The organism is Microbacterium hibisci (assembly GCF_015278255.1).
GTDB classification, from domain to species: domain Bacteria; phylum Actinomycetota; class Actinomycetes; order Actinomycetales; family Microbacteriaceae; genus Microbacterium; species Microbacterium hibisci.
This window is the reverse complement of the sequence record NZ_JADIJC010000003.1, coordinates 142,218-162,265: the sequence shown is the minus strand read 5'-3', so window position 1 is coordinate 162,265 and position 20,048 is coordinate 142,218. Positions and strand designations below refer to the sequence as shown.

The 20,048-nt window shown below is 72.2% G+C and carries 21 protein-coding genes; 11 read left to right on the top strand and 10 right to left on the bottom strand.

The genetic code is table 11. The annotated features are described in order from the left end of the window. Window positions 1–32: 32 nt before the first annotated feature. The 3 genes from secA to IM770_RS07635 all read left to right on the top strand — a co-directional run bounded on the left by secA (window position 33) and on the right by IM770_RS07635 (window position 4,606). On the top strand, window positions 33–2,867 hold the full coding sequence (gene secA, locus IM770_RS07645) for a preprotein translocase subunit SecA (protein ID WP_203580546.1): 2,835 nt from the start codon (window positions 33–35) through the stop codon (window positions 2,865–2,867). An 81-nt stretch (window positions 2,868–2,948) separates the two neighbouring features. Then, the gene (locus tag IM770_RS07640) at window positions 2,949–4,175 is read left to right on the top strand and encodes a pyridoxal phosphate-dependent aminotransferase (protein ID WP_203580545.1); all 1,227 of its coding nucleotides are present in this window, start codon (window positions 2,949–2,951) and stop codon (window positions 4,173–4,175) included. 74 nt (window positions 4,176–4,249) lie between these two features. Then, a complete protein-coding gene (locus IM770_RS07635) occupies window positions 4,250–4,606 on the top strand; it encodes a hypothetical protein (protein WP_203580544.1) in 357 nt (118 codons plus the stop codon). 80 nt (window positions 4,607–4,686) lie between these two features. On the opposite strand, the gene IM770_RS07630 is transcribed toward IM770_RS07635, so the two are convergent. Continuing rightward, complete coding sequence (locus tag IM770_RS07630; protein ID WP_203580543.1) at window positions 4,687–5,124, bottom strand: Rv3235 family protein; 438 nt, start codon at window positions 5,122–5,124, stop codon at window positions 4,687–4,689. A 131-nt stretch (window positions 5,125–5,255) separates the two neighbouring features. Here IM770_RS07630 and IM770_RS07625 point away from each other — a divergent pair, with 131 nt between their 5' ends. Next, a complete protein-coding gene (locus tag IM770_RS07625) occupies window positions 5,256–5,861 on the top strand; it encodes a hypothetical protein (protein ID WP_203580542.1) in 606 nt (201 codons plus the stop codon). Window positions 5,862–5,891: 30 nt separating this feature from the next. On the opposite strand, the gene IM770_RS07620 is transcribed toward IM770_RS07625, so the two are convergent. Then, window positions 5,892–6,173 (bottom strand): helix-turn-helix domain-containing protein, encoded by a 282-nt coding sequence (locus IM770_RS07620; protein WP_203580541.1) that lies wholly within the window; start codon window positions 6,171–6,173, stop codon window positions 5,892–5,894. A 98-nt stretch (window positions 6,174–6,271) separates the two neighbouring features. Here IM770_RS07620 and IM770_RS07615 point away from each other — a divergent pair, with 98 nt between their 5' ends. From IM770_RS07615 to IM770_RS07605, 3 genes are read left to right on the top strand one after another with little or no spacing between them, the layout of a single operon-like run. Further along, entirely contained in the window at window positions 6,272–6,904 is a 633-nt protein-coding gene (locus tag IM770_RS07615) for an SAF domain-containing protein (protein ID WP_203580540.1), read from the top strand. Further along, complete coding sequence (locus tag IM770_RS07610) at window positions 6,901–8,214, top strand: CpaE/TadZ family protein (protein ID WP_203580539.1); 1,314 nt, start codon at window positions 6,901–6,903, stop codon at window positions 8,212–8,214. The genes IM770_RS07615 and IM770_RS07610 overlap by 4 nt, the downstream gene beginning before the upstream one ends. A gap of 23 nt (window positions 8,215–8,237) precedes the next feature. Continuing rightward, the gene (locus tag IM770_RS07605; RefSeq protein WP_203580538.1) at window positions 8,238–9,722 is read left to right on the top strand and encodes a sensor histidine kinase; all 1,485 of its coding nucleotides are present in this window, start codon (window positions 8,238–8,240) and stop codon (window positions 9,720–9,722) included. A gap of 73 nt (window positions 9,723–9,795) precedes the next feature. Here the strand turns inward: IM770_RS07605 and IM770_RS07600 are convergent, their stop codons facing one another. Continuing rightward, window positions 9,796–10,044 (bottom strand): WhiB family transcriptional regulator, encoded by a 249-nt coding sequence (locus tag IM770_RS07600; RefSeq protein WP_018171995.1) that lies wholly within the window; start codon window positions 10,042–10,044, stop codon window positions 9,796–9,798. A 247-nt stretch (window positions 10,045–10,291) separates the two neighbouring features. On the opposite strand from IM770_RS07600, the gene IM770_RS07595 reads away from it, so the two are divergent. Further along, window positions 10,292–10,717: a histidine kinase gene (locus IM770_RS07595; RefSeq protein WP_203580537.1), complete on the top strand. Its 426-nt coding sequence runs from the start codon at window positions 10,292–10,294 to the stop codon at window positions 10,715–10,717. 77 nt (window positions 10,718–10,794) lie between these two features. Here IM770_RS07595 and bcp read toward each other — a convergent pair whose 3' ends face one another. From bcp to aroA, 3 genes are all read right to left on the bottom strand, one after another. After that, entirely contained in the window at window positions 10,795–11,265 is a 471-nt protein-coding gene (gene bcp / locus IM770_RS07590; protein WP_203580536.1) for a thioredoxin-dependent thiol peroxidase, read from the bottom strand. Between the two features lie 56 nt (window positions 11,266–11,321). Next, complete coding sequence (gene rsgA, locus IM770_RS07585) at window positions 11,322–12,380, bottom strand: ribosome small subunit-dependent GTPase A (protein ID WP_203580535.1); 1,059 nt, start codon at window positions 12,378–12,380, stop codon at window positions 11,322–11,324. Window positions 12,381–12,444: 64 nt separating this feature from the next. Further along, window positions 12,445–13,818 (bottom strand): 3-phosphoshikimate 1-carboxyvinyltransferase, encoded by a 1,374-nt coding sequence (gene aroA, locus IM770_RS07580; RefSeq protein WP_203580534.1) that lies wholly within the window; start codon window positions 13,816–13,818, stop codon window positions 12,445–12,447. 167 nt (window positions 13,819–13,985) lie between these two features. Between aroA and IM770_RS07575 the strand changes: the two genes are divergently transcribed. Next, the gene (locus IM770_RS07575) at window positions 13,986–14,603 is read left to right on the top strand and encodes a sigma-70 family RNA polymerase sigma factor (RefSeq protein ID WP_203580533.1); all 618 of its coding nucleotides are present in this window, start codon (window positions 13,986–13,988) and stop codon (window positions 14,601–14,603) included. After that, complete coding sequence (locus IM770_RS07570) at window positions 14,600–14,845, top strand: zf-HC2 domain-containing protein (RefSeq protein ID WP_203580532.1); 246 nt, start codon at window positions 14,600–14,602, stop codon at window positions 14,843–14,845. The genes IM770_RS07575 and IM770_RS07570 overlap by 4 nt, the downstream gene beginning before the upstream one ends. An 83-nt stretch (window positions 14,846–14,928) precedes the next feature. On the opposite strand, the gene IM770_RS07565 is transcribed toward IM770_RS07570, so the two are convergent. The 3 genes from IM770_RS07565 to IM770_RS07555 are packed head-to-tail and all read right to left on the bottom strand — an operon-like array spanning window position 14,929 to window position 17,691. Next, a complete protein-coding gene (locus tag IM770_RS07565; RefSeq protein WP_203580531.1) occupies window positions 14,929–15,129 on the bottom strand; it encodes a hypothetical protein in 201 nt (66 codons plus the stop codon). Then, complete coding sequence (locus tag IM770_RS07560; protein ID WP_203580530.1) at window positions 15,116–16,054, bottom strand: diacylglycerol kinase; 939 nt, start codon at window positions 16,052–16,054, stop codon at window positions 15,116–15,118. The genes IM770_RS07565 and IM770_RS07560 overlap by 14 nt, the downstream gene beginning before the upstream one ends. Beyond that, complete coding sequence (locus IM770_RS07555; protein WP_203580529.1) at window positions 16,051–17,691, bottom strand: FAD-binding oxidoreductase; 1,641 nt, start codon at window positions 17,689–17,691, stop codon at window positions 16,051–16,053. Before IM770_RS07555 ends, IM770_RS07560 begins: the two co-directional genes overlap by 4 nt. Window positions 17,692–17,808: 117 nt before the next feature. Between IM770_RS07555 and IM770_RS07550 the strand changes: the two genes are divergently transcribed. Then, a complete protein-coding gene (locus IM770_RS07550; protein WP_203580528.1) occupies window positions 17,809–19,371 on the top strand; it encodes a glycerol-3-phosphate dehydrogenase/oxidase in 1,563 nt (520 codons plus the stop codon). Here IM770_RS07550 and IM770_RS07545 read toward each other — a convergent pair. Continuing rightward, the gene (locus IM770_RS07545; RefSeq protein ID WP_203580527.1) at window positions 19,364–20,023 is read right to left on the bottom strand and encodes a GOLPH3/VPS74 family protein; all 660 of its coding nucleotides are present in this window, start codon (window positions 20,021–20,023) and stop codon (window positions 19,364–19,366) included. The two genes, IM770_RS07550 and IM770_RS07545, sit on opposite strands and share 8 nt — an antisense overlap. Window positions 20,024–20,048 lie beyond the last annotated feature (25 nt).

The window sequence follows — 20,048 nt, the reverse complement described above, 5'->3', positions numbered from 1 at the left end:
CGCATCCCGAAGCCTGAAGATGGAGATACTCCGTGGCCAACCCCCTCGAGAAACTGCTTCGTGCCGGTGAGGGTCGCATCCTCCGGCGGCTCCAGCAGGTCGTGAAGGCCGTGGGCGCCCTCGAAGAGGATTACGAGCACCTCACCGACGAAGAGCTCCGTGGCGAGACCGCGGAGCTGCGTGCGCGGTACCAGGCCGGCGAGACCCTCGACCAGCTCATGCCCGAGGCCTTCGCCGCCGTCCGCGAGGCGGCGAAGCGCACGCTCGGCCAGCGCGCGTACGACGTGCAGATCATGGGCGGCGCCGCGCTGCACCTCGGCAACATCGCCGAGATGAAGACCGGTGAGGGCAAGACGCTCACGGGTGCCTTCCCGGTGTACCTCAACGCCATCGCCGGCGAGGGCGTCCACGTCGTCACCGTCAACGACTTCCTCGCGTCGTACCAGTCCGAGCTCATGGGCCGCATCTACCGCGCGCTCGGCATGACCACCGGCACGATCGTCGCGGGCCAGACGCCCGAGATCCGTCGCGAGCAGTACAACTGCGACATCACGTACGGCACCAACAACGAGTTCGGCTTCGACTACCTGCGCGACAACATGGCGTGGCGCAAGGAGGATCTGGTCCAGCGCGGTCACTTCTACGCGATCGTCGACGAGGTCGACTCGATCCTCATCGACGAGGCGCGGACGCCGCTCATCATCTCGGGACCGTCGTCGGGCGAGGCGAACCGCTGGTTCGTCGAGTTCGCGAAGATCGCCAAGACGCTCGAGGCGGGCGTCGACTACGAGGTCGACGAGAAGAAGCGCACGATCGGCGTGCTCGAACCGGGCATCGAGAAGGTCGAGGACTACCTCGGCATCGACAACCTGTACGAGTCGGCGAACACCCCGCTCATCTCGTTCCTGAACAACTCGATCAAGGCGCTCGCGCTGTTCAAGCGCGACACCGACTACGTCGTGATGAACGACGAGGTCATGATCGTCGACGAGCACACCGGCCGCATCCTCGTGGGCCGGCGCTACAACGAAGGCATCCACCAGGCCATCGAGGCCAAGGAGGCCGTGCCGGTCAAGGCCGAGAACCAGACCCTGGCCACCGTCACGCTGCAGAACTACTTCCGCCTCTACAACAAGCTCGCGGGCATGACCGGTACCGCCGAGACCGAGGCGGCCGAGTTCATGTCGACGTACCAGCTGGGCGTCGTCCCCATCCCGACGAACAAGCCCATGATCCGCAAGGACCAGGCCGACCTCGTGTACAAGAACGAGACGGCCAAGTTCGCCCAGGTCGTGGAAGACATCGCCGTGCGCCACGAGGCCGGCCAGCCGGTGCTCGTCGGCACGGTGAGCGTCGAGAAGAGCGAGTACCTGTCGCGCCTGCTGGCCAAGAAGGGGATCAAGCACGAGGTCCTCAACGCGAAGAACCACGCGCGCGAGGCCGAGATCGTCGCACGCGCCGGGCGCCTGGGCGCCGTCACCGTGGCCACGAACATGGCGGGCCGCGGCACCGACATCATGCTCGGCGGCAACGCCGAGTTCCTCGCGGTGCAGGAGATGAAGACCAAGGGCCTGGACCCCGTCGAGACTCCGGACGAGTACGAGGCCGAATGGGACGCCGTCTACGAGGCGATGCGCGACCGCGTCGCGACCGAGAGCACGAAGGTCGTCGAGGCGGGCGGCCTCTACGTGCTCGGCACCGAGCGCCACGAGTCGCGCCGCATCGACAACCAGCTGCGCGGTCGTTCAGGCCGTCAGGGCGACCCCGGCGAGAGCCGCTTCTACCTCTCGCTCACCGACGACCTGATGCGGCTGTTCCAGTCGGGCGCCGCGGAGGCGATCATCGCCCGCACGAACTTCCCCGACGACGTCGCGATCGAGTCGGGCATGGTCACGCGGGCCATCAAGTCCGCGCAGAGCCAGGTCGAGGCGCGCAACGCCGAGATCCGCAAGAACGTCCTCAAGTACGACGACGTCCTGAACCGGCAGCGCGAGGCGATCTACTCCGACCGCCGGCACATCCTCCAGGGCGACGACATCGCCGGCCGCGTCCAGCACTTCATCGAGGACGCGATCAACGCCGTCATCGACGACCACACCGGCTCGGGCCACAGTGAGAACTGGGACTTCGACGCCCTCTGGACCGAGCTGAAGACCCTCTACCCGGTGGGTGTCACCATCGACGAGGTCGTCGCCGAGGCGGCCGGCCGCAAGGGCGGCATCACCGCCGACGGGCTCAAGCGCGAGATCCTCTCCGACGCCCGCATCGCGTACGACACGCGCGAGACGACCCTCGGCGAGGCGGCGACCCGCGAGCTCGAGCGCCGCGTGGTGCTGCAGGTGCTCGACCGCCGCTGGCGCGACCACCTCTACGAGATGGACTACCTCAAGGACGGCATCGGCCTGCGTGCGATGGCCCAGCGCGACCCGCTCATCGAGTACCAGCGCGAGGGGTACCAGATGTTCCAGGCGATGATGGGGCAGATCAAGGAGGAGTCGGTCGGCTACCTCTACAACCTCGAGGTCGAGGTGCGTCGGCAGGGTGAGGCGGGTGCCGAGCAGGTCACGCAGGTCGAGGCGAAGGGCCTCGGCGCGCAGCCCGTCGACAATCAGCGCCTGCAGTACTCGGCCTCCAACGACGCCGGCGAGGTCGAAGTCCGAAACGACCGCGGTCAGGTGCAGCAGGCCGCGACCTCGCGGCTGCGCCAGGCGGCTGCCGCCGCCGCGGCGGCTCCCGGACCGCAGGCGCCGGCCGCCGAGCCGCAGCGCGGAGCATTCGGCCAGCGGACGGATGCCGACGCCCCGGCCGCGCAGCAGACCCCGATGAACCGCGCCCAGCGCCGCGCCGCCGAGCAGCGCAAGAAGTAGGACACAGACCTGGTGGCCCGCGCTGGAGCGCGGGCCACCAGGCGTTCATTGGCCCTCTTCGCCCGCGGATATCCTGGGGCGATGAGTCCCCTCCGCCCCCTCGATCAGTCGAGCAAGCTCCAGAACGTTCTCTACGAGATCCGCGGGGCGGCACTGGCCGAGGCCGACCGGCTGCAGGACGAGGGGCACACGATCCTCAAGCTCAACACCGGCAATCCGGCGGTGTTCGGCTTCGAGGCGCCGTTCCAGATCGTGCGCGACATGATCGAGGCCGTGCCGCACGCCCACGGCTACAGCGACAGCAAGGGCATCATGTCGGCGCGCCGCGCGGTGGTCTCGCGGTACGAGCAGGTGCCGGGCTTCCCGCAGTTCGACCCCGACGACGTCTACCTCGGCAACGGGGTGTCCGAGCTCATCACCATGACGATGCAGGCGCTCCTCGACGAGGGCGACGAGGTCCTCATCCCGGCGCCGGACTACCCGCTGTGGACGGCGATGACGAGCCTCGCCGGCGGCACGCCGGTGCACTACCGCTGCGATCCCGACGACGAGTGGCAGCCCTCGCTGGAAGACATCCGCTCGAAGATCACGCCGCGCACCAAGGCGATCGTCGTGATCAACCCGAACAACCCCACGGGGGCGGTGTACTCGCGCGAGGTGCTCGAGGGCATTGTCGAGATCGCGCGCGAGAACTCGCTGCTGCTGCTGTCCGACGAGATCTACGACCGCATCCTGTTCGACGGAGCGCAGCACATCCCGCTCGCGACGCTCGCCCCCGACCTGCTCTGCCTGACGTTCAACGGCCTGTCGAAGACGTATCGCGTCGCGGGCTACCGCTCCGGCTGGCTCGTCATCACCGGTCCGAAGAAGCACGCGGCGGGCTTCCTCGAGGGCATCCAGCTGCTCGCTTCGACGCGGCTGTGCCCGAACGTGCCGGCACAGCACGCCGTGCAGGCCGCGCTCTCGGGGGTGCAGTCCATCGACGCGCTCATCGCTCCGGAGGGCCGACTGCACGAGCAGCGGGATGCCGCGTGGGAGGGTCTCGAGCGCATCCCCGGCGTGACGTGCCTGAAGCCCAAGGGTGCGCTGTATGCGTTCCCGCGTCTCGACCCGAACGTGCACGAGATCCACGACGACGCCAAGCTCGTCTACGACTTCCTCGTCGCCGAGCACGTCCTGCTGGTGCAGGGGACCGGCTTCAACTGGCCGACGCCCGATCACCTCCGCATCGTCACGCTGCCCGAGGCCCGGGTGCTGTCGGAGGCCGTCGAGCGCCTCGGCAACTTCCTGGCGTCGTACAAGCAGTGACGGGACGGATGCCGCGGGCCGCGGCATCCGTCAACCCCCTCGTCCGTGCGCACCGGCAGTCGTAGCGTCGGGGCATGTCCATCGAACTGAACCAGCCGGCGCTGCGCCATGCGCGCGCTCTCATCCGCGACGGCAAGGTCGTCCGCGATGAACGCGACGCCTGGTCGGAGGCGGCGCCCACGGCCGACGAGGAGAACTCGTTCATCGAGCGCGAGGGATGGACCGAGTACTCCCACTGGCATCTCGGCGTCGACCGCGACGAGAACCACGAGACGAAGGGTGCGTATTCGTTTCCCTTCGGCGACTTCACGCGGGTGCACCGGTCGGGTGTCATCTCGGCGGAGAGCCGCGCCGGGCAGCACGACCACGACGAGATCCGCGATGCCTTGAAGTCGCTGCTGGAGCTCATCGACAAGGACGCCGACGACTGACGTCGGAGCCGGCCGCAACGTCGGGGCCGGCTCCGGCTCCTGACTTGCGGCCGGCGGCGGCGCGGTGCGGAGCGGCGGTGTCAGAGGAGGGCGAGGGACGTCGCGCGCCAGCGCCCGTCCATGCCCTCGATGCGCACCGCGAGGGCCCGCGTGCGGGCCGGACCCCGCACGACGACGACCGCCTCGATGATGCCGTCGGCCGGTGAGGACTCGTGCACCGACATGATCGCGTGCACGGGCCGTCGCGCCGCGGCACCCCGCGCGCTGCGCGCGCGGGCGGCGAGGTTGGCCCGCGTCACGAGCTTGCGGTACGCGTCCTCGGTGAGCCAGCGCGCGAGCTGATCGACCTCGCGCACGCCCGCGAACACCTCGAGCACGCCGAGCGTGAGGTTGCGCAGGAACGGCTCCGGCGGGGGGAGCGCGGTGGACGGCGTCCGCTGCGGCGCGAAGAACTCTGCGAGCTGCGTGCTGCGGGACGCATAGGGTACGCGGGCGGTGCCCGCGGGCGTCGTTGCCATGGGTGCCTATCTCGACAGGGGGGATTGTCTTGGGGACAGTAGAACACACGGGGAACTCTCAGGAAAATCGAACCCGGTCAGCTGTGGATAACTCTCCGCCCGACGAGCCCCTGTTGCCCTACTCTCACTGAGTGCGCTGGGACCGCTTCTTCGACGACCTCGAGGATCAGCTCGCCTCCGAATGGGAGGCCGAACGGGCGGCGCTCGACACCGAGGCCGAGCGCCTCCGCCTGTCGCGGGTGCAGCTCGCCGAGCGGCTGACGCTGCTCGGCGGCCGCGACCCGGCCCCTGTGGCCGCATCGTTCGACCTCAGCGACGGGACGACGCTTCGGGCCGCAGTGACGGGCGTGGGGGCGGACTGGGTCGCGCTGGCGCCCGCCGAGGGACCGGCCGGCGCGGTGATCGTGCCGTTCGCCGCGCTGGTCGCTATCGGGATGCCGCATGCCGACCTGCTGCGCACGGCCCGGCCCGCGCCGCCCCGTTCGCCGCTGGCCGACCGGCTCACGTTCGGATTCGTGCTGCGTGACCTGGTGCGCCGCCGCGCCGGAGTCGCCGTGCACCTGTCGTCGGGTCGCGGGCTCACCGGCACCATCGATCGTGCGGGAGCGGACCACCTCGACCTCGCCCTGCACGAGCCGGGCGCGGCGCGCCGCGCGGACGCCGTGGCGGGCTACCGCCTCGTGCCCTTCGCCGCGATCGCATGGATCCGCGCGGACGAGGCGCCGAACCTCCCGTGATCGCGGGGCAGCCGGCCGCACCCGCGCGCGTCAGTCGGGGTTGCGGACGATGCCGCTGCCCCAGAGCTCCGGGAAGCTGGCGGTCTGAGACTGCCGCCACAGCGCCATGCGACGAGCCTCTTCGGCCTGGTCGTCGAGGTACTCGCCGACGCTCGCCGCGTCGACCCGCCACCGCGCCGGCGCGCCCACGCGGAACCCCCGCAGGCGGCCCTCCCTCACGAGAGCCATCACCTCGTCGACGCTGACGCCGAGCACCTCGCCCACCTGGGCCGGTGCCAGCAGACGCACGTCGGACGTCGGGTCTTCGGGCATGCCCCCATTATGGACCCGCCCCACGGGTGCGGGCCGGGCCCCCGAACCCCTGTGGATAACGCCCGACGCCCCGTGCCCGAGTGCGTGACGATGGACGCATGACGGCCGCCAGCGACCCTGTCCGCACCCCTCGTCGAGCTTTCTGGGGAGACGCCCGATTCTTCCTCGGGGTCCTCCTCGTCGCGGCATCCGTCGTGGGCGTATGGCTCGTCGTCTCCGCGGCGAGGCAGACCGTTCCGGTCTACGCCGCGGCGCACACGATCGTCCCGGGGGAGGCGATCGCGGCGGGCGACCTCAAGGTCGTGGAGGTCGCGCTCGGCCCGGTGACCGGCACCTATCTGGCTCCCGACGATCTCGACGAGGCCGCGGTCGCGACCCGCACGATCGAGGCGGGCGAACTCGTTCCTGCGGCATCCGTCGGCGATCCCGACTCGGCTCGCACTACCAGCGTGGTCGTCCGCAGCGCTGTCGACGTGCCCGCGTCGGTCGACGCGGGCACGGTCGTGGAGGTGTGGTCGGCGCCGCTGGTCGAGCAGGGCGCGTACGACGAGCCCCGCATCCTCGTCGCCGACGCCACCGTGGTCGCGGTCACCCGCGACGACTCCATGATCGGCGGCGGCGCGGCCGCGCTCGAGCTCGTGATCCCGCGCGCGGACGTCTCGGCGACGCTCGCCGCGATGGCCGACGGCTCGGCGCTGTCCGTCGTACCGACGACGGGCGCCGGCTCATGAGAGTGGTCGTCGCCGTCGACGACGCGGCGCCCCTGATTGAAGGGCTCCGGCGCGAGGGCGTCGACGTCATCGCACAGGTCGCGGCATCGGCCCCCGCGCTCGCGGCGTCGGACCGGATGCTGGGGGCCGACGCCGAGGCGATACTGCAGGCGCTCGCCGACGCCGACGCGCTGGTGATCGAGGTGTCGCGGGCCACGATGTCGCCCACGGTGGTCGCGCTCTGCGACCGCGCGGGCACCAGAGTGCTGCCGCTCGTCGACGACCCGGCGGGGGAGCGGCTCGCCGTGGCGTGCGGGCTCGAGGCGCCGCTCCCGCGCGGCACCGAGCCGTGGCGCATCGCCGAGGCTCTCGCCGCGAGCCCGGCCGCGCCGGCTGCGCCGACCGCCCCGCGACCGGAGCCCCGCGTGATCACCGTGTGGGGTCCGGCGGGCGCACCCGGCCGGTCCACCGTCGCCGTCGAGCTGGCGATCGAACTCGCGCGCGGCGGGCGGCACGTGGCCCTCGTCGACGCCGACACCCATGCGCCGTCGCTGGCGCTCACCCTGGGGCTCGCCGACGAGGGGCCGGGCTTCGCGGCGGCGTGCCGTCAGGCAGAGCTCGGTGGGCTCGATGCGCGTGAGCTCACGCGCATCGCGATCCCGCTCGGCCGCACCGGCGTCGAGGTGCTCGCCGGCATCAACCGTCCGTCGCGATGGCCCGAGCTCAGCGAGCGCCGTGTCGCCGCCGCGCTCGCCGCGTGCCGCGAGTGGGCGGATTACACGGTGGTCGACGTCTCGTCGTCGCTCGAGCGCGATGAAGAGATCATGAGCGATCTCGAGGGGCCGCGCCGCAACGCCGCCACGCTCGCGGCGCTGCGCAGCGCCGACTCCGTCGTCGCGGTGGTCGCGGCCGACCCCGTCGGGGTCTCGCGCTTCCTCCGCGGCCACGCCGACCTGCGTGCGACGATCGGCGCGACGCCCGTCGCGGTGGTGGCGAACCGCCTGCGGCCCGGCACCCTCGGCATCGACGCGCGCGGCCAGGTCCGGCGCACGCTCGACCGGTTCGGCGGCATCGACGACGTGTGGTTCCTGCCGCAGGACCCCAGATCAGCGGATGCCGCGATCCTCGCGTCGCTGCCGATCGCCGAGGTGGCGCCGCGATCACCGCTGACGCTCGCGGTGCGGCGATTCGTCGGCGAGGCGCTCGTGCCGGCTCCCGAGCCCGAGCGCGGCGTGAGGGGCCGGCGGCGCGGCATCCGCTCGTCCGCCGGTCGCTCCGGACAGGACGCCGTGCCGCAGCCCGACGCCCGCGTCGCCGCACCGGCCGGCTGAGCCGCGCGCTCTAGGCTAGATGCGTGTCGACCCTCAGCGATCTCGTCTACGCCCAGGGCCGCTCCAGCGAAGAAGACGTGGAGTGGCTGCACCGACTCGCGGGGGACGGCCAGCTCCTCGCCGATCTGGCGTTCGCCGACATCGTGCTGTGGGTGCCGACCTCCGACGACTCCTTCGTGGCCGTGGCTCACACGCGCCCGGGCGGCGCCGCGACGCTCTTCTACCGCGACATCGTCGGTGACCGCGTGCGTCCGCAGTGGCGCACGCAGGTGCGCGAGGCGTTCCAGAGCGGCCGCATCGTCGATTCGGCCTCGCCGGACTGGTTCGAAGAGACGCCCACGCGCGTGCGCGCCGTGCCCGTGGCCCGCAAGCACGGCGGCGAGGTCACCGTCATCGGCGTCCTGACCCGCCACACGAACCTCGGCGAGGCGCGCACGCCGTCGCGCCAGCAGATCACGTTCAACGACTGCGCCGACGACCTGTTCGGCATGATCGCGTCGGGCGACTTCCCCGACCTCACGGCGCCCACCTCGCCGCGTCGGGGTGCGCCGCGTGCATCCGACGGGCTCGTCCGCCTCGACGTCGACGGCATCACGACGTTCGCGAGCCCCAACGCGCTGTCGGCGTTCAACCGGCTGGGATTCGACGACGAGCTCGAGGGCGAGTCCCTGGTCGAGGTCGTGACCGGCATCCTCCCCACGAAGCGCCAGTTCGACGAGTCGCTGCCGGTCGTGGTCACCGGGCGCGCACCGTGGCGCGCCGACCTCGAGGCGCGCGGCGTGACGGTGTCGCTGCGGACCATCCCGCTCCGGGATCAGGGCACGCGCATCGGTGCGATCGTCCTGTGTCGCGACGTGACCGAGATCCGCCACCAGGAGCAGGAGCTGATCACCAAGGACGCGACGATCCGCGAGATCCATCACCGCGTCAAGAACAACCTGCAGACGGTCGCGTCGCTCCTGCGCATCCAGGCCCGTCGCTCGCACACCGACGAGGCGCGCGAAGCGCTCACGCAGGCGATGCGCCGTGTCTCGGCCATCGCCGTCGTGCACGACACCCTCTCGGAGGGCCTCGCCCAGAACGTGGACTTCGACGAGGTGTTCGCGCGCGTGCTGAAGCTCGTCGCTGAGGTGGCGGCCGCCCCCAACACGCGCGCGAAGACGCACTCGACCGGGCGCTTCGGCACCCTGCCCAGCGAATACGCGACCCCGCTCGCACTCGCTCTCACCGAGCTGGTGACGAACGCGGTCGAGCACGGCCTCGCCGGCCAGGAGGGCGACGTCGAGATCATCGCCGAGCGCACTGACGACCGGCTCGAGGTGCGGGTGCGCGACACCGGCTCCGGACTGCCCGAGGGGCAGGTCGGGCGCGGCCTCGGCACGCAGATCGTGCGCACGCTCATCCAGGGCGAGCTCGGTGGCACCATCGACTGGCACACCATCATGGGCAGCGGCACCGAGGTGACGATCGAGATCCCGCTGCGCTACATCGAGCGCTCGAAGGGCTGAGCCGCTCGGCGAAGAGCGGAGACATGCAGAACGGATGCCGCGGGCCGCGGCATCCGTTCTCTCTTGGTGTTGCTCAGGAGGCGCGGCGCGCGCGGGCGGCGCGACGCTTGAGGGCGCGGCGCTCGTCTTCGGAGAGACCGCCCCACACGCCCGAGTCCTGACCGGTCTCGAGGGCGTACTGCAGGCAGATCTCGGTGACGGTGCAGCGCGCGCACACCGACTTGGCCTTCTCGATCTGATCGACGGCCGGGCCGGTGTTCCCCACGGGGAAGAACAGTTCGGGGTCGACGGTCAGGCAGGCGGCCTTGTCGCGCCAGTCCATGGTGGTGCTCCTTGTAACAGAGGGGTGGGGATTTGGGCTCGGTTCGGGTCCGATACCCTGGGTGGGATGTGCGAGATCACTCGCCCCACGTCGCTGTGGGAGCACACGGCTTCACCAATCGTCCCATAGCGGTTTACCTGAATCAAGGGTTCGCCGGCGGGTTTGTGTAGGTCTTCCTGAGTGTTCCCCCAGGGCTCTGGAGGATTCGCACAAACGCGATGTGAGCCGAAGAAGGAGTGGTCGGAGAATGCGGACAAACCTGTCCGGAAGGGCCGCCGCCGTGCTGGTGGGACTCGAGGGAGCGGGCCTCGCGGCCCTCACCGTGCGCGAGCTCGTGGCCATCGTCACCGGCGACACCGGCTCGCTCGTGAGCGCCATCGCCCTCCTCGTGCTGACGCTCATCGGCGCGGTCGCGGTGCTCGCCTTCGCCGTCGCGATCTGGCGCGGCCAGTCGTGGGGACGCTCGGGCGGCATCGTCACGCAGTTCCTGATCCTCGCGGTGGCCATCGGCGCCGCGACCGGCGCCTTCGCCGAGCCCGCGCTCGCGTGTGCGCTCGCCGCTCCCGCGCTCGTGGTGCTGGTGCTGCTCGTGCTGGCGGTGCGCGATGCCGGGAGGGCGGCTCGCCGCGGCGACGACGTCGACGGCGGGGCGCCGGGCGCGGCATCCCGCTGACTCTCGTTCAGCCGTCCGCGCCCACCCGTCCCGATCGGCGCCCGCGAGGGACGACCCGCGAGGGGCGACCCGCGCGGTCAGACGCCCAGTGCCGCCCGCAGCCGTGCGACGTGGCCGGTGGCGCGCACGTTGTAGAGCGCGTGCGAGATGCGGCCCTCCTCGTCGATCACGAACGTCGACCGGATGACGCCCATGAACGTCTTGCCGTAGTTGACCTTCTCGCCCCAGACGGCGTACTTCTCGTGCACCTTGTGGTCGGGGTCGCTGAGGAGGTCGTAGGTGAGTCCGTCGCGCTCGCGGAACCGGCGCAGCTTCTCGGGCTGATCGCGCGAGACGCCGAGGATCGTGTAGCCGGCCTCTTGGAGGGGTGCGAGGCTGTCGCGGAAGTCGCAGGCCTCCTTCGTGCAGCCCGGCGTCATCGCCTCGGGGTAGAAGAAGAGGATCACGCGCCCGCCGCGAAGGTCCTGCAGCGTGACGGCCCGGTCGTCCTGGTCGACGAGGGTGAAGGCGGGGGCGGGGGAGCCGGGTTCGAGGCGCGTCGTGGTCACCGTTCCACTCTAGGCGGCGGCCCGACCGGGCTTCCGGGCGCCACCGCCGTCCACGACTATGCGCCCGGCTCCTGCGCCCTCTTCGCGAACGTCTCGAGCAGCCGCTGAAGCGAGTCCAGGCGGGCGGCGCCGCCGGGACCGAGCCGTCCGTCCTCGACCGCCTCGACGATCGCGCAGTCCGGCGCATCGGGCAGGTGGGTGCAGCCGCGCGGACACTCCTGCGCGATCTCGTCGAGATCCGTGAAGGCGCGCAGGATGTTCGCCTGGTCGACGTGGCCGAGCCCGAACGAGCGCACGCCGGGCGTGTCGATCACCCAGCCGTTGCCGGTCTCGCCGCGGTAGCGCAGCGACACCGTCGAGCTGGAGGTGTGGCGGCCGCGGCCGGTGACGACGTTGACGTGGCCCGTCGCGCGCCGCGCCTCGGGCACCAGTGCGTTGACGAGCGTGGACTTGCCGACGCCGGAGTGGCCGACGAACACCGTCGAGTGCCCCACGAGCGCCGCGCCGATCCGCTCGAGGGGCATCTCCTCGCGCCCGCTCGTGAACACCTCGAGGTCGAGACCGTCGAAGTGCGCGAGGAACACCGCCGGGTCGGCGAGGTCGGTCTTCGTCACGACGAGGAGGGGACGGATGCCGGCATCCAGCGCCGCGACGAGGTACCGGTCGACGAGACGGGGACGGGGCTCGGGGTCGGCCGCGGCGACCACGACCAGCATCTGGTCGGCGTTGGCGACGATGACGCGCTCGACCTGGTCGGTGTCGTCGGCGCTGCGGCGCAGCAGCGAGGTGCGCTCCTCGATGCCCACGATCCGGGCGAGGGTGCCTTCGTCTGCAGAGGTGTCGCCGACGACACGCGCCCTGTCGCCGGTCACGATCGGGGTCTTGCGCAGCTCGCGCGCGCGGGCGGCGAGCACCGTGCGCTCGCTCGGCAGGTCCTCGTCGACGAGGACGGTGTACCGGCCCCGGTCGACCCCCAGCACGCGGGCGATCTCGGCGTCGCTGTGCGCGGGCCGGCGCTTGGTGCGTGGGCGGTTGGCTTTGGGGTTGGGCCGCACCCGCACGTCGGCCTCGTCGAACTCCGGCTCGTCGTCGTCGAGGTCGTCGAGCCAGCTCATGCGGTCGCTCCGCGTCGGTTCACCCTGTCATCCCGATCGCTCGGCCGAGCCTGCACGCGGCGTCTCACGACGCGCGCATCGTCTCCTCGGTCACGTCTCCGTCGGCGCTGTCGCCGTCGAGCATCCGCTGCCAGATCTGCGGGAACTCGGGCATCGTCTTGGCCGTGGTGCCGATGTCGTCGACCTCGACGCCCGGCACAGACAGGCCGATCAGGGCGCCCGTCGTCGCCATGCGGTGGTCGTGGTAGGCCCGCCAGGTGCCGCCGCGCAGCGGACGCGGGACGATCCGGATGCCGTCCGGGAGCTCCTCCGCCTCGCCGCCGAGTCCACGCAGCTCGGCGACGAGCGCCGCGATGCGATCGGTCTCGTGACCGCGGATGTGCCCGATGCCGTGCAGGGTGGACGGCGACTCGGCGAACGCGGCGAGGGCGAAGATCGTCGGCGTGAGCTCGCCGGCGGCCGACAGGTCGAGGTCGACGCCTTGGATGCCGGCTCCGGCGGTCACGGTGAGCGCTCCGCCGCGCCGCACGACGCGCGCGCCCATGAGCGACAGGATTTCGGTGAGCATGGCGCCCGGCTGCGTCGAGTGCGCCGGCCATCCCGTGACCGACACCGAGCCGCCCGCGATCATCGCCGCCGCGAGGAACGGCGCGGCGTTGGAGAGGTCGGGCTCGATCGCGACATCCTTGCCCCGGATCGGACCCGCGGGGACGATCCACTCGCCCACGGCGGGGCGCTCCACGTGGACGCCGCGGTGCGCGAGCGCCTCGACCGTCATGTCGATGTGGGGGATGCTGGGCAGCCGCGCGCCCGAGTGGCGCAGCTGCAGGCCGACGTCGAATCGCGGGGCCGCGAGCAGCAGGCCCGACACGAACTGGCTCGAGGCGCTCGCGTCGATGGTGACCTCGCCGCCGCGCACGTGGCCGTGGCCGCGGAGGATGAAGGGGAGGGCCCAGTGACCGCCGTCGTCGATGTCGACGCCGACGTCGCGCAACGCCGTGATCATCGCGCCCATCGGGCGATGCAGCGCGCTCTCGTGAGCGGTGAGGGTGACATCGCCGCGGGCGAAGCCGCCGAGCCCGGCGACGAAGCGCATGACGGTGCCCGCCTGCCCGCAGTTCACCTCGGAGTCGCCGTGGAGCGGCCAGACCGGCGTGACCTCGATGTCGTCGCCGTACAGCCCGTTGCCCTCGACCAGCTCGATGCCGACGCCCAGAGAGCGCAGCGCCTCGATCATGCGGGTGGAATCGTCCGAGTGCAGCGGGGCGATCAGGCGGCTCGGGCCGTCGGCCAGCGCGGCGAGGATGAGCTCGCGATTGGTGAGGGATTTCGAGCCGGGCACTGTCACCGTGGCGTGCAGCGGCCCGGCGGCGACCGGCGCGTGCCAGTGACCGCCGTCGATCGGCGCGGAAGTGGGGGAATACCCGTCGGCTGTCATCGGGTTCTACCCTACTGAACCCGGTGGACAGCAACCGGGAGCCACCCACCGAGCGGAGCCGGATGTTCGCCACTCTCGATCGCCTCGACCTCGAGGCGTCCCTGGACAGCGCGTCCGTCGCTTCCGGCCCCGGCGGCCTGGAAGCGGCCGCCGTAGACTGGCGCGTGATGAGCGATTCGACCGACCAGGCTGCCCCGACGGAGCAGGCGCAGGACCCGCGTGCGCAGTTCGAAGAGCAGGCGCTGCCCTTCATGGACCAGCTGTACGCCGCCGCGATGCGCATGACCCGCAACCCGGCGGACGCGGCCGACCTCGTGCAGGAGACCTTCGTCAAGGCGTTCGCGTCGTGGAAGACCTTCACACAGGGGACGAACCTCAAGGCGTGGCTCTACCGCATCCTGACGAACACCTACATCAACACCTATCGCAAGAAGCAGCGCGAGCCCTACCAGGGCACCATCGACGAGCTCGAGGACTGGCAGCTCGGCGGCGCCGAGTCGACCACGGCGACGAGCACCCGCTCGGCGGAGGCCGAGGCGATCGACCACATGCCCGCGTCGGTCGTCAAGGACGCGCTGCAGTCCATCCCGGAGGACTTCCGGCTGGCGGTGTACCTCGCCGACGTCGAGGGCTTCGCCTACCAGGAGATCGCCGACATCATGAAGACCCCGATCGGCACGGTCATGAGCCGTCTGCACCGTGGCAGGCGCATGCTGCGTGAACTGCTGGCCGACTACGCGAAAGAGCGCGGCATCGCCACTGCCGCCACGAGGAGCACGAAATGACCGACTGCGGCTGTGAGAAGGCCCGGCGCGACCTGGAGGAGTACCTGCGCAACGAGGTCTGCAAGACCTCGCAGACAGACATCGCGGAGCACCTGGAGCACTGCGCGGGCTGCCGCGACGAGGCTCTCGTCGCGCGCACGCTGACCGAGGTGCTGGCGCGCGCCTGCAAGGAGAGCGCGCCCGAAGAGCTTCGCGACCAGGTGCTCGCGAAGCTACGCGCGGCGCAGGCCGTCCACGGCTGACCCGCGCTGCGGGACGGCCGCCTACGTCGGCGGCCACTCTCCGCGCATCTGCGGCGGCAGGAATCCGCTCGTGCGTCGCTGGATCATGTACCAGCCGGGATGTCGGCACGCGCCGAGACCGCGTTTCCGTCGGCGACGAGCCAGTCCCTGATGTCGTCGAGGCCGTTCAGACCGGACAGCGCGAATTCGATCATCGCCGGACCGGCCGACCTCGATGCGGCCAGGCCCTCTCGCACCGCAGCGCCTGCCGCAGCGGCGCTCGTGGCGTCGTCAGCCATCGTCACCCCACCGATCATCGGCTCGCGGGTGCGCGGGGGTGAAGACCTCGAGGGCACCCGGCACCACGTCGACCGTCAGCGGCAGAGCCCCGATGGGGTCGCCGTCGGCGTACGCAGTGACCCCGGGGGATTCGAGCCGCACCGAACGGACGCGCGTGATCGACACCTGTTCCACGGTCGCGTGGGTGCCGCGGTACACCTTCGGCAGCAGCCCCAGCAGCCGCAGTCGCCCTGCCGGGCGGACCAGCACGAGATCGAGCAGTCCGTCCGCCGGGTCGGCGTCGGGGGCGATCGGGATGCCGCCGCCGTACGTGCGTCCGTTGCCCACCGTCGCCATCACGAGGTCGCCCGAGATGCGTTCGCGTGTGCCGTCGGCGCGTTCGTACTCGACGTCGTACGGGATGCCGGCGAGCGTCAGGAACTCGACGAGGATCGCGACGTTGTAGCGCGAGCCGCCGCGCGGCCAGCGCATGGCGTTGGCGCGATCGTTGACCTTCGAGTCGAACCCGCTCGCGAGGACCGACCCGAAGTACCGGGTCGAGCCGTCCTCGCGTGTCACGCGCGCGAGGTCGACGCGCCGGATCTCGCCGCCGGCGATCGCCGTCGCGGCCGCCGCGATATCGAGCTCGCGCAGACCGAGCGTTGCGGCGAAGTCGTTGCCGGTGCCCGACGGGATGATCCCGAGCGGGATGCCGGTGCCGGCGAGCTCCTGCACGGCGAGGCCCACCGTCCCGTCGCCGCCGGCCACGGCCACCGCGTCGACGCCGACGCCGATCGCGGTCCGAAGCAGCTCGGACGACTCCGCGGCGCTGCCACCGCTCAGGATCGTCGTCTGGACGCCGTGCGCGCGCAGCAGCTCGGCGGCCTTCTCGGCTGCGCCGGTGTGCGCACCGGACCGCGCCGCCGGATTGGCGAGCAGTGCGACCCTCATGCGCGGTCCGCGGGTGCGGCGGACACCAGGGCGCCGGGGTTCATGATCCCGTGCGGATCGAGCACGTCCTTCACCGCGCGCAGCACTGCCACCCCGAGCGGACCGATCTCGTCCTCCAGGTAGGCGCGGTGGTCGCGCCCGACGGCATGGTGATGGGTGATCGTGCCGCCGGCGCGGACGATCGCGCGGGATGCGGCATCCTTCGCCTCCACCCACGGCGCCTGCGGGCGGTCGGTCAGCGCGGCGACCACCGTGAAGTAGAGCGACGCACCGGCCGGATACACGTGAGAGATATGGCACAGCACGATCGGCTTGGTGCCGGCGGCCGTGAGGCTGTCGTTCAGGGCCGCGGTGACCTCCGCTTTCAGCGCCGGCAGATTCGCCCAGGTCGTCGCGGTCTCGAGCGTCTCGGCCAGCACGCCGATGTCCATGAGGGTGTCGCGCAGCCCGGGCGAGGCGAAGCGTCCGCGCTCCCACGACCGTGCGGGATCCTCGCCGCGCGAGGTCGCGCCGTGTGCGACGAAGACCGCGTCGAGCGCGTCGCGCGTCGCATCGGCCTCCGCGAGCGTCGCCCCTTCGAAGGTGGCGACGGCGAGGCTGCCGCGCAGCCGGGTGAGGTGCCCGCCCATCGCGGCGTTCACGCGCGTCTCGGTCTCGTCGCTCAGCCGCAGGACGGTCGGACGGATGCCGCGCTGCGTCGCCTCGCGGAACGCGGAGGCCCCCGCGGCGAAGTCGGGGAAGGACCACGCGCGGTACGCCGTGGCCGCCGGCACGGGGCGTACACGGACGGTGACCTCCGTCAGGACGCCGAAGGCGCCCTCGGAGCCCAGGAGCAGCTGGCGGAGGTCGGGACCGGCGGCGCTGGCCGGCGAGCGGCCGAGGTCGAGCTCGCCCGCCGGGGTGGCGGCGCGGAGCGCGTGCACGAGGTCGTCGAAGCGACCGTACCCACGCGAGGCCTGCCCGCTCGAGCGGGTCGCGGCGAACCCGCCGAGGGAGGCGTACGCGAAGCTCTGCGGGAAGTGTCCGAGGGTGTAGCCGCGCGCGCGGAGCAGCTCCTCGGCCTCAGGGCCGGTCGTACCGGCCCCGAACGTCGCGAGCAGCGACACCTCGTCGAGCGCGAGCAGCGCCGCGGTGCGGGAGAGATCGAGCGCGATCACCGCGCGCTGCGCGCCACGCTCGGGGTCGACGCCCCCGACCACCGACGTCCCGCCGCCGAACGGCACCACGGCGATGCGCCGCTCGTCGCACAGCCGGAGGACGGCCGCCACCTCGTCGTGGTCGGCGGGGGAGACGACCGCGTCGGGAGCCGCCTGCGGATCGTCCAGCCGTCGGCGCAGCAGGTCGGGCGTGCTCTTGCCGCCCAGGTGCCGCATGCGGACGGTGTCGTCGAGGGTCGCGTGGTCCGGCCCGACGACACCGGCCAGCGCCCCGAGCTCGGCGGCAGCGAGCACCGAGGGCGTCAGCGTGGGCCTCTCGCGCCGCGGGATCGGGTGGGGCTTGCCCGGTATGAGGGCCGCGACGATCGCTCTCGCCGCTGCGGGCAGTCGCGGCGGCTGCGGATCCCACGCATCCCAGGGGCCGGGTGCGCCCGGGGCGGGCACCGCGGGCAGGGGCGGCGGCTCGGGCGTCGTCGGCATCCGGCCAGTATCGCACCCGGGTGTGCGCGCTCCCCGACCCGGAGGACCGGCACGCCGCAGGGGACGCGGGTGCCGCAGCCACGGCCGATGCGGAGTCCCGTGCGGCATCATGAAGTCGTGCAGACGCGCATCGTGGGACGGACGCCGGGCCGGTCGGCATTGTCGGCCTCGCGTCGCGCCGGCGAGTTGGCGGCGCTCGGCGATGAGCGCGAGATCGACCTGCTGGTGATCGGCGGCGGCATCACGGGGGCGGGGATCGCGCTGGACGCCGCGAGTCGTGGCCTGCGGACCGTGCTGGTGGAGCGGCACGACCTCGCGCACGGCACGAGCCGCTTCAGCTCCAAACTCGTGCACGGCGGCCTGCGCTACCTGGCCTCGGGCCAGGTCGGCATCGCGCGCGAGAGCGCGGTGGAGCGACACCTGCTCCTGACCCGCACCGCGCCGCATCTCACGCGCGCGCTCGCACAGGTCGTCCCGCTGCACGAGCCCGGACATGTCGCGCGAGGTGCGTTCGTCGGCCTCGGCTACGAGCTCGGCGACGGACTGCGCCGCACCGTCGGGACGCCCGGCGCGCTGCTGCCCGGTCCGCGCGCGATCGGACGGGCGTCCACCCTCCGGCTCGCACCCGCCGTGCGCACCGAGGGCCTGCGCGGCGGTGTCACGGGCTGGGACGGTCAGCTCATCGACGACGCCCGGCTCGTGGTGGCGGTCGCGCGGACGGCCGCGGGGTATGGGGCATCCGTCCTCACCCGCGTCGAGGCGCTCTCGGTCACCGGTCGCGACGCGCACCTGCGCGACGTCCTCACCGGCGAGACCCTCCACGTGCGCGCCCGTGCGGTCGTGAGCGCGGCGGGCGTGTGGGCGGGAGCGCTCGACCCCGACGTGCGCCTGCGGCCGAGCCGCGGATCCCATCTGGTGGTGTCGACGGCACGACTGGGCGGGTCGGACGTCTCGCTCACGGTCCCGATTCCCGGGTCGTCGAGCCGCTTCGTCTTCACCCTCCCCGCTCAGCACGGCCGCACCTACATCGGCCTGACGGACGTGCCCGCCGACGGTCCGGTGCCCGAGGTGGCGCACGCGACCGAGACCGAGATCGACATGCTCCTGCACACGGTGAACACGGTGCTCGCCGAGCCCCTCGCGCGGGCCGATGTGCTGGCGACCTACGCCGGCCTGCGGCCTCTCCTCGCGGGCGATGACGACGGCGACACCAGCGACCTGTCGCGGCGACACGCGATCATCGAGTCGTCCACCGGCGTGCTCAGCGTCGTCGGAGGCAAGCTGACCACGTACCGGCGCATGGCCGAGGACGCGGTCGACGCCGTCATCCGGCGCGACCCGTCGTTCCGATCGCGGCCGTCGCCGACGCGCGCCATACCGCTCGTCGGCGCCTGGCCGCGGCACCGGCTGGGCGAGATGGCCGCGACGCCCCGCCTCGTGCGGCGGTTCGGCGCGGAGGCCCCGTTCGTCGCGTCGCTTCCCGACGGGCCCGGGGCCGCCTGCGGCGTCACCGCGCAGGAGCTCCAGTGGGGCGTCGAGGTGGAGGGTGCGCTGAGCGTGGCCGACCTCGTCGACCGTCGTACGCGCCTCGGGCTCGTCGCGGCCGATCGCGAGGAGTCGACGGATGCCGCGTCCGCCGCCTTCGCGCGCGCCGGGGTGGAGCCCCTCCCGGCTAGCTGACGGCGGCCGCGGCGGCGGCGCCGGCCGCGGCGACCGCGGCCGCTGCGGCGGCACCCACGGCGGCCGAGATGCGATGCAGGACGGCGGCGATCTGCGAAGCCGGTTGCCCCTCCTGAAGGGCGTGCCGTCGTGCCGCGGGCGCGGCGCGACCGCCCACGACGCGCTCGAGCTCGCCGGCGCCGTCCAGCAGCGCGATGATCGTCGCGGTCCGCGCGTCGACCCCGTCGCCGGCGGTCGCCTCGATGAGCGCGGCGCGGGCGGCGGCGCCCGCCGCCTCGCTGGAGAGCGCGACGCGAGTCCGCGGCACGAGGCCCAGGAGGCGCGACTCCTCGCGCACGACCACACCCGAGTCGACGAGCCGCTCCACCTCGGTGTCGTACGCCTTCCGGCCGATCCTCGCGACGAGCTCGGGCGTGAGCTCGGCTCCGTCGGCGGCCGCGGCCGCCGCGGCGAGCCGGTCGTCCGCGGGGGTGCTCGTCGTCCGGACGGGCGCGGTGGCGTCGTCGGCCGTGTCGAGCACGATGGATCCGCCCAGCGCGAGCTCGGCCAGCACGGCACCTCCGACGAGCGCCTCCCGGCCGTCCGACCGCTCGAGCCGCCCGCGGTCGTCCGTCGTCAGCACGAGAATCTCCTCGGCGATCGATTCACTCATGATTCCTCCTCGGTTGTCGGCGCGC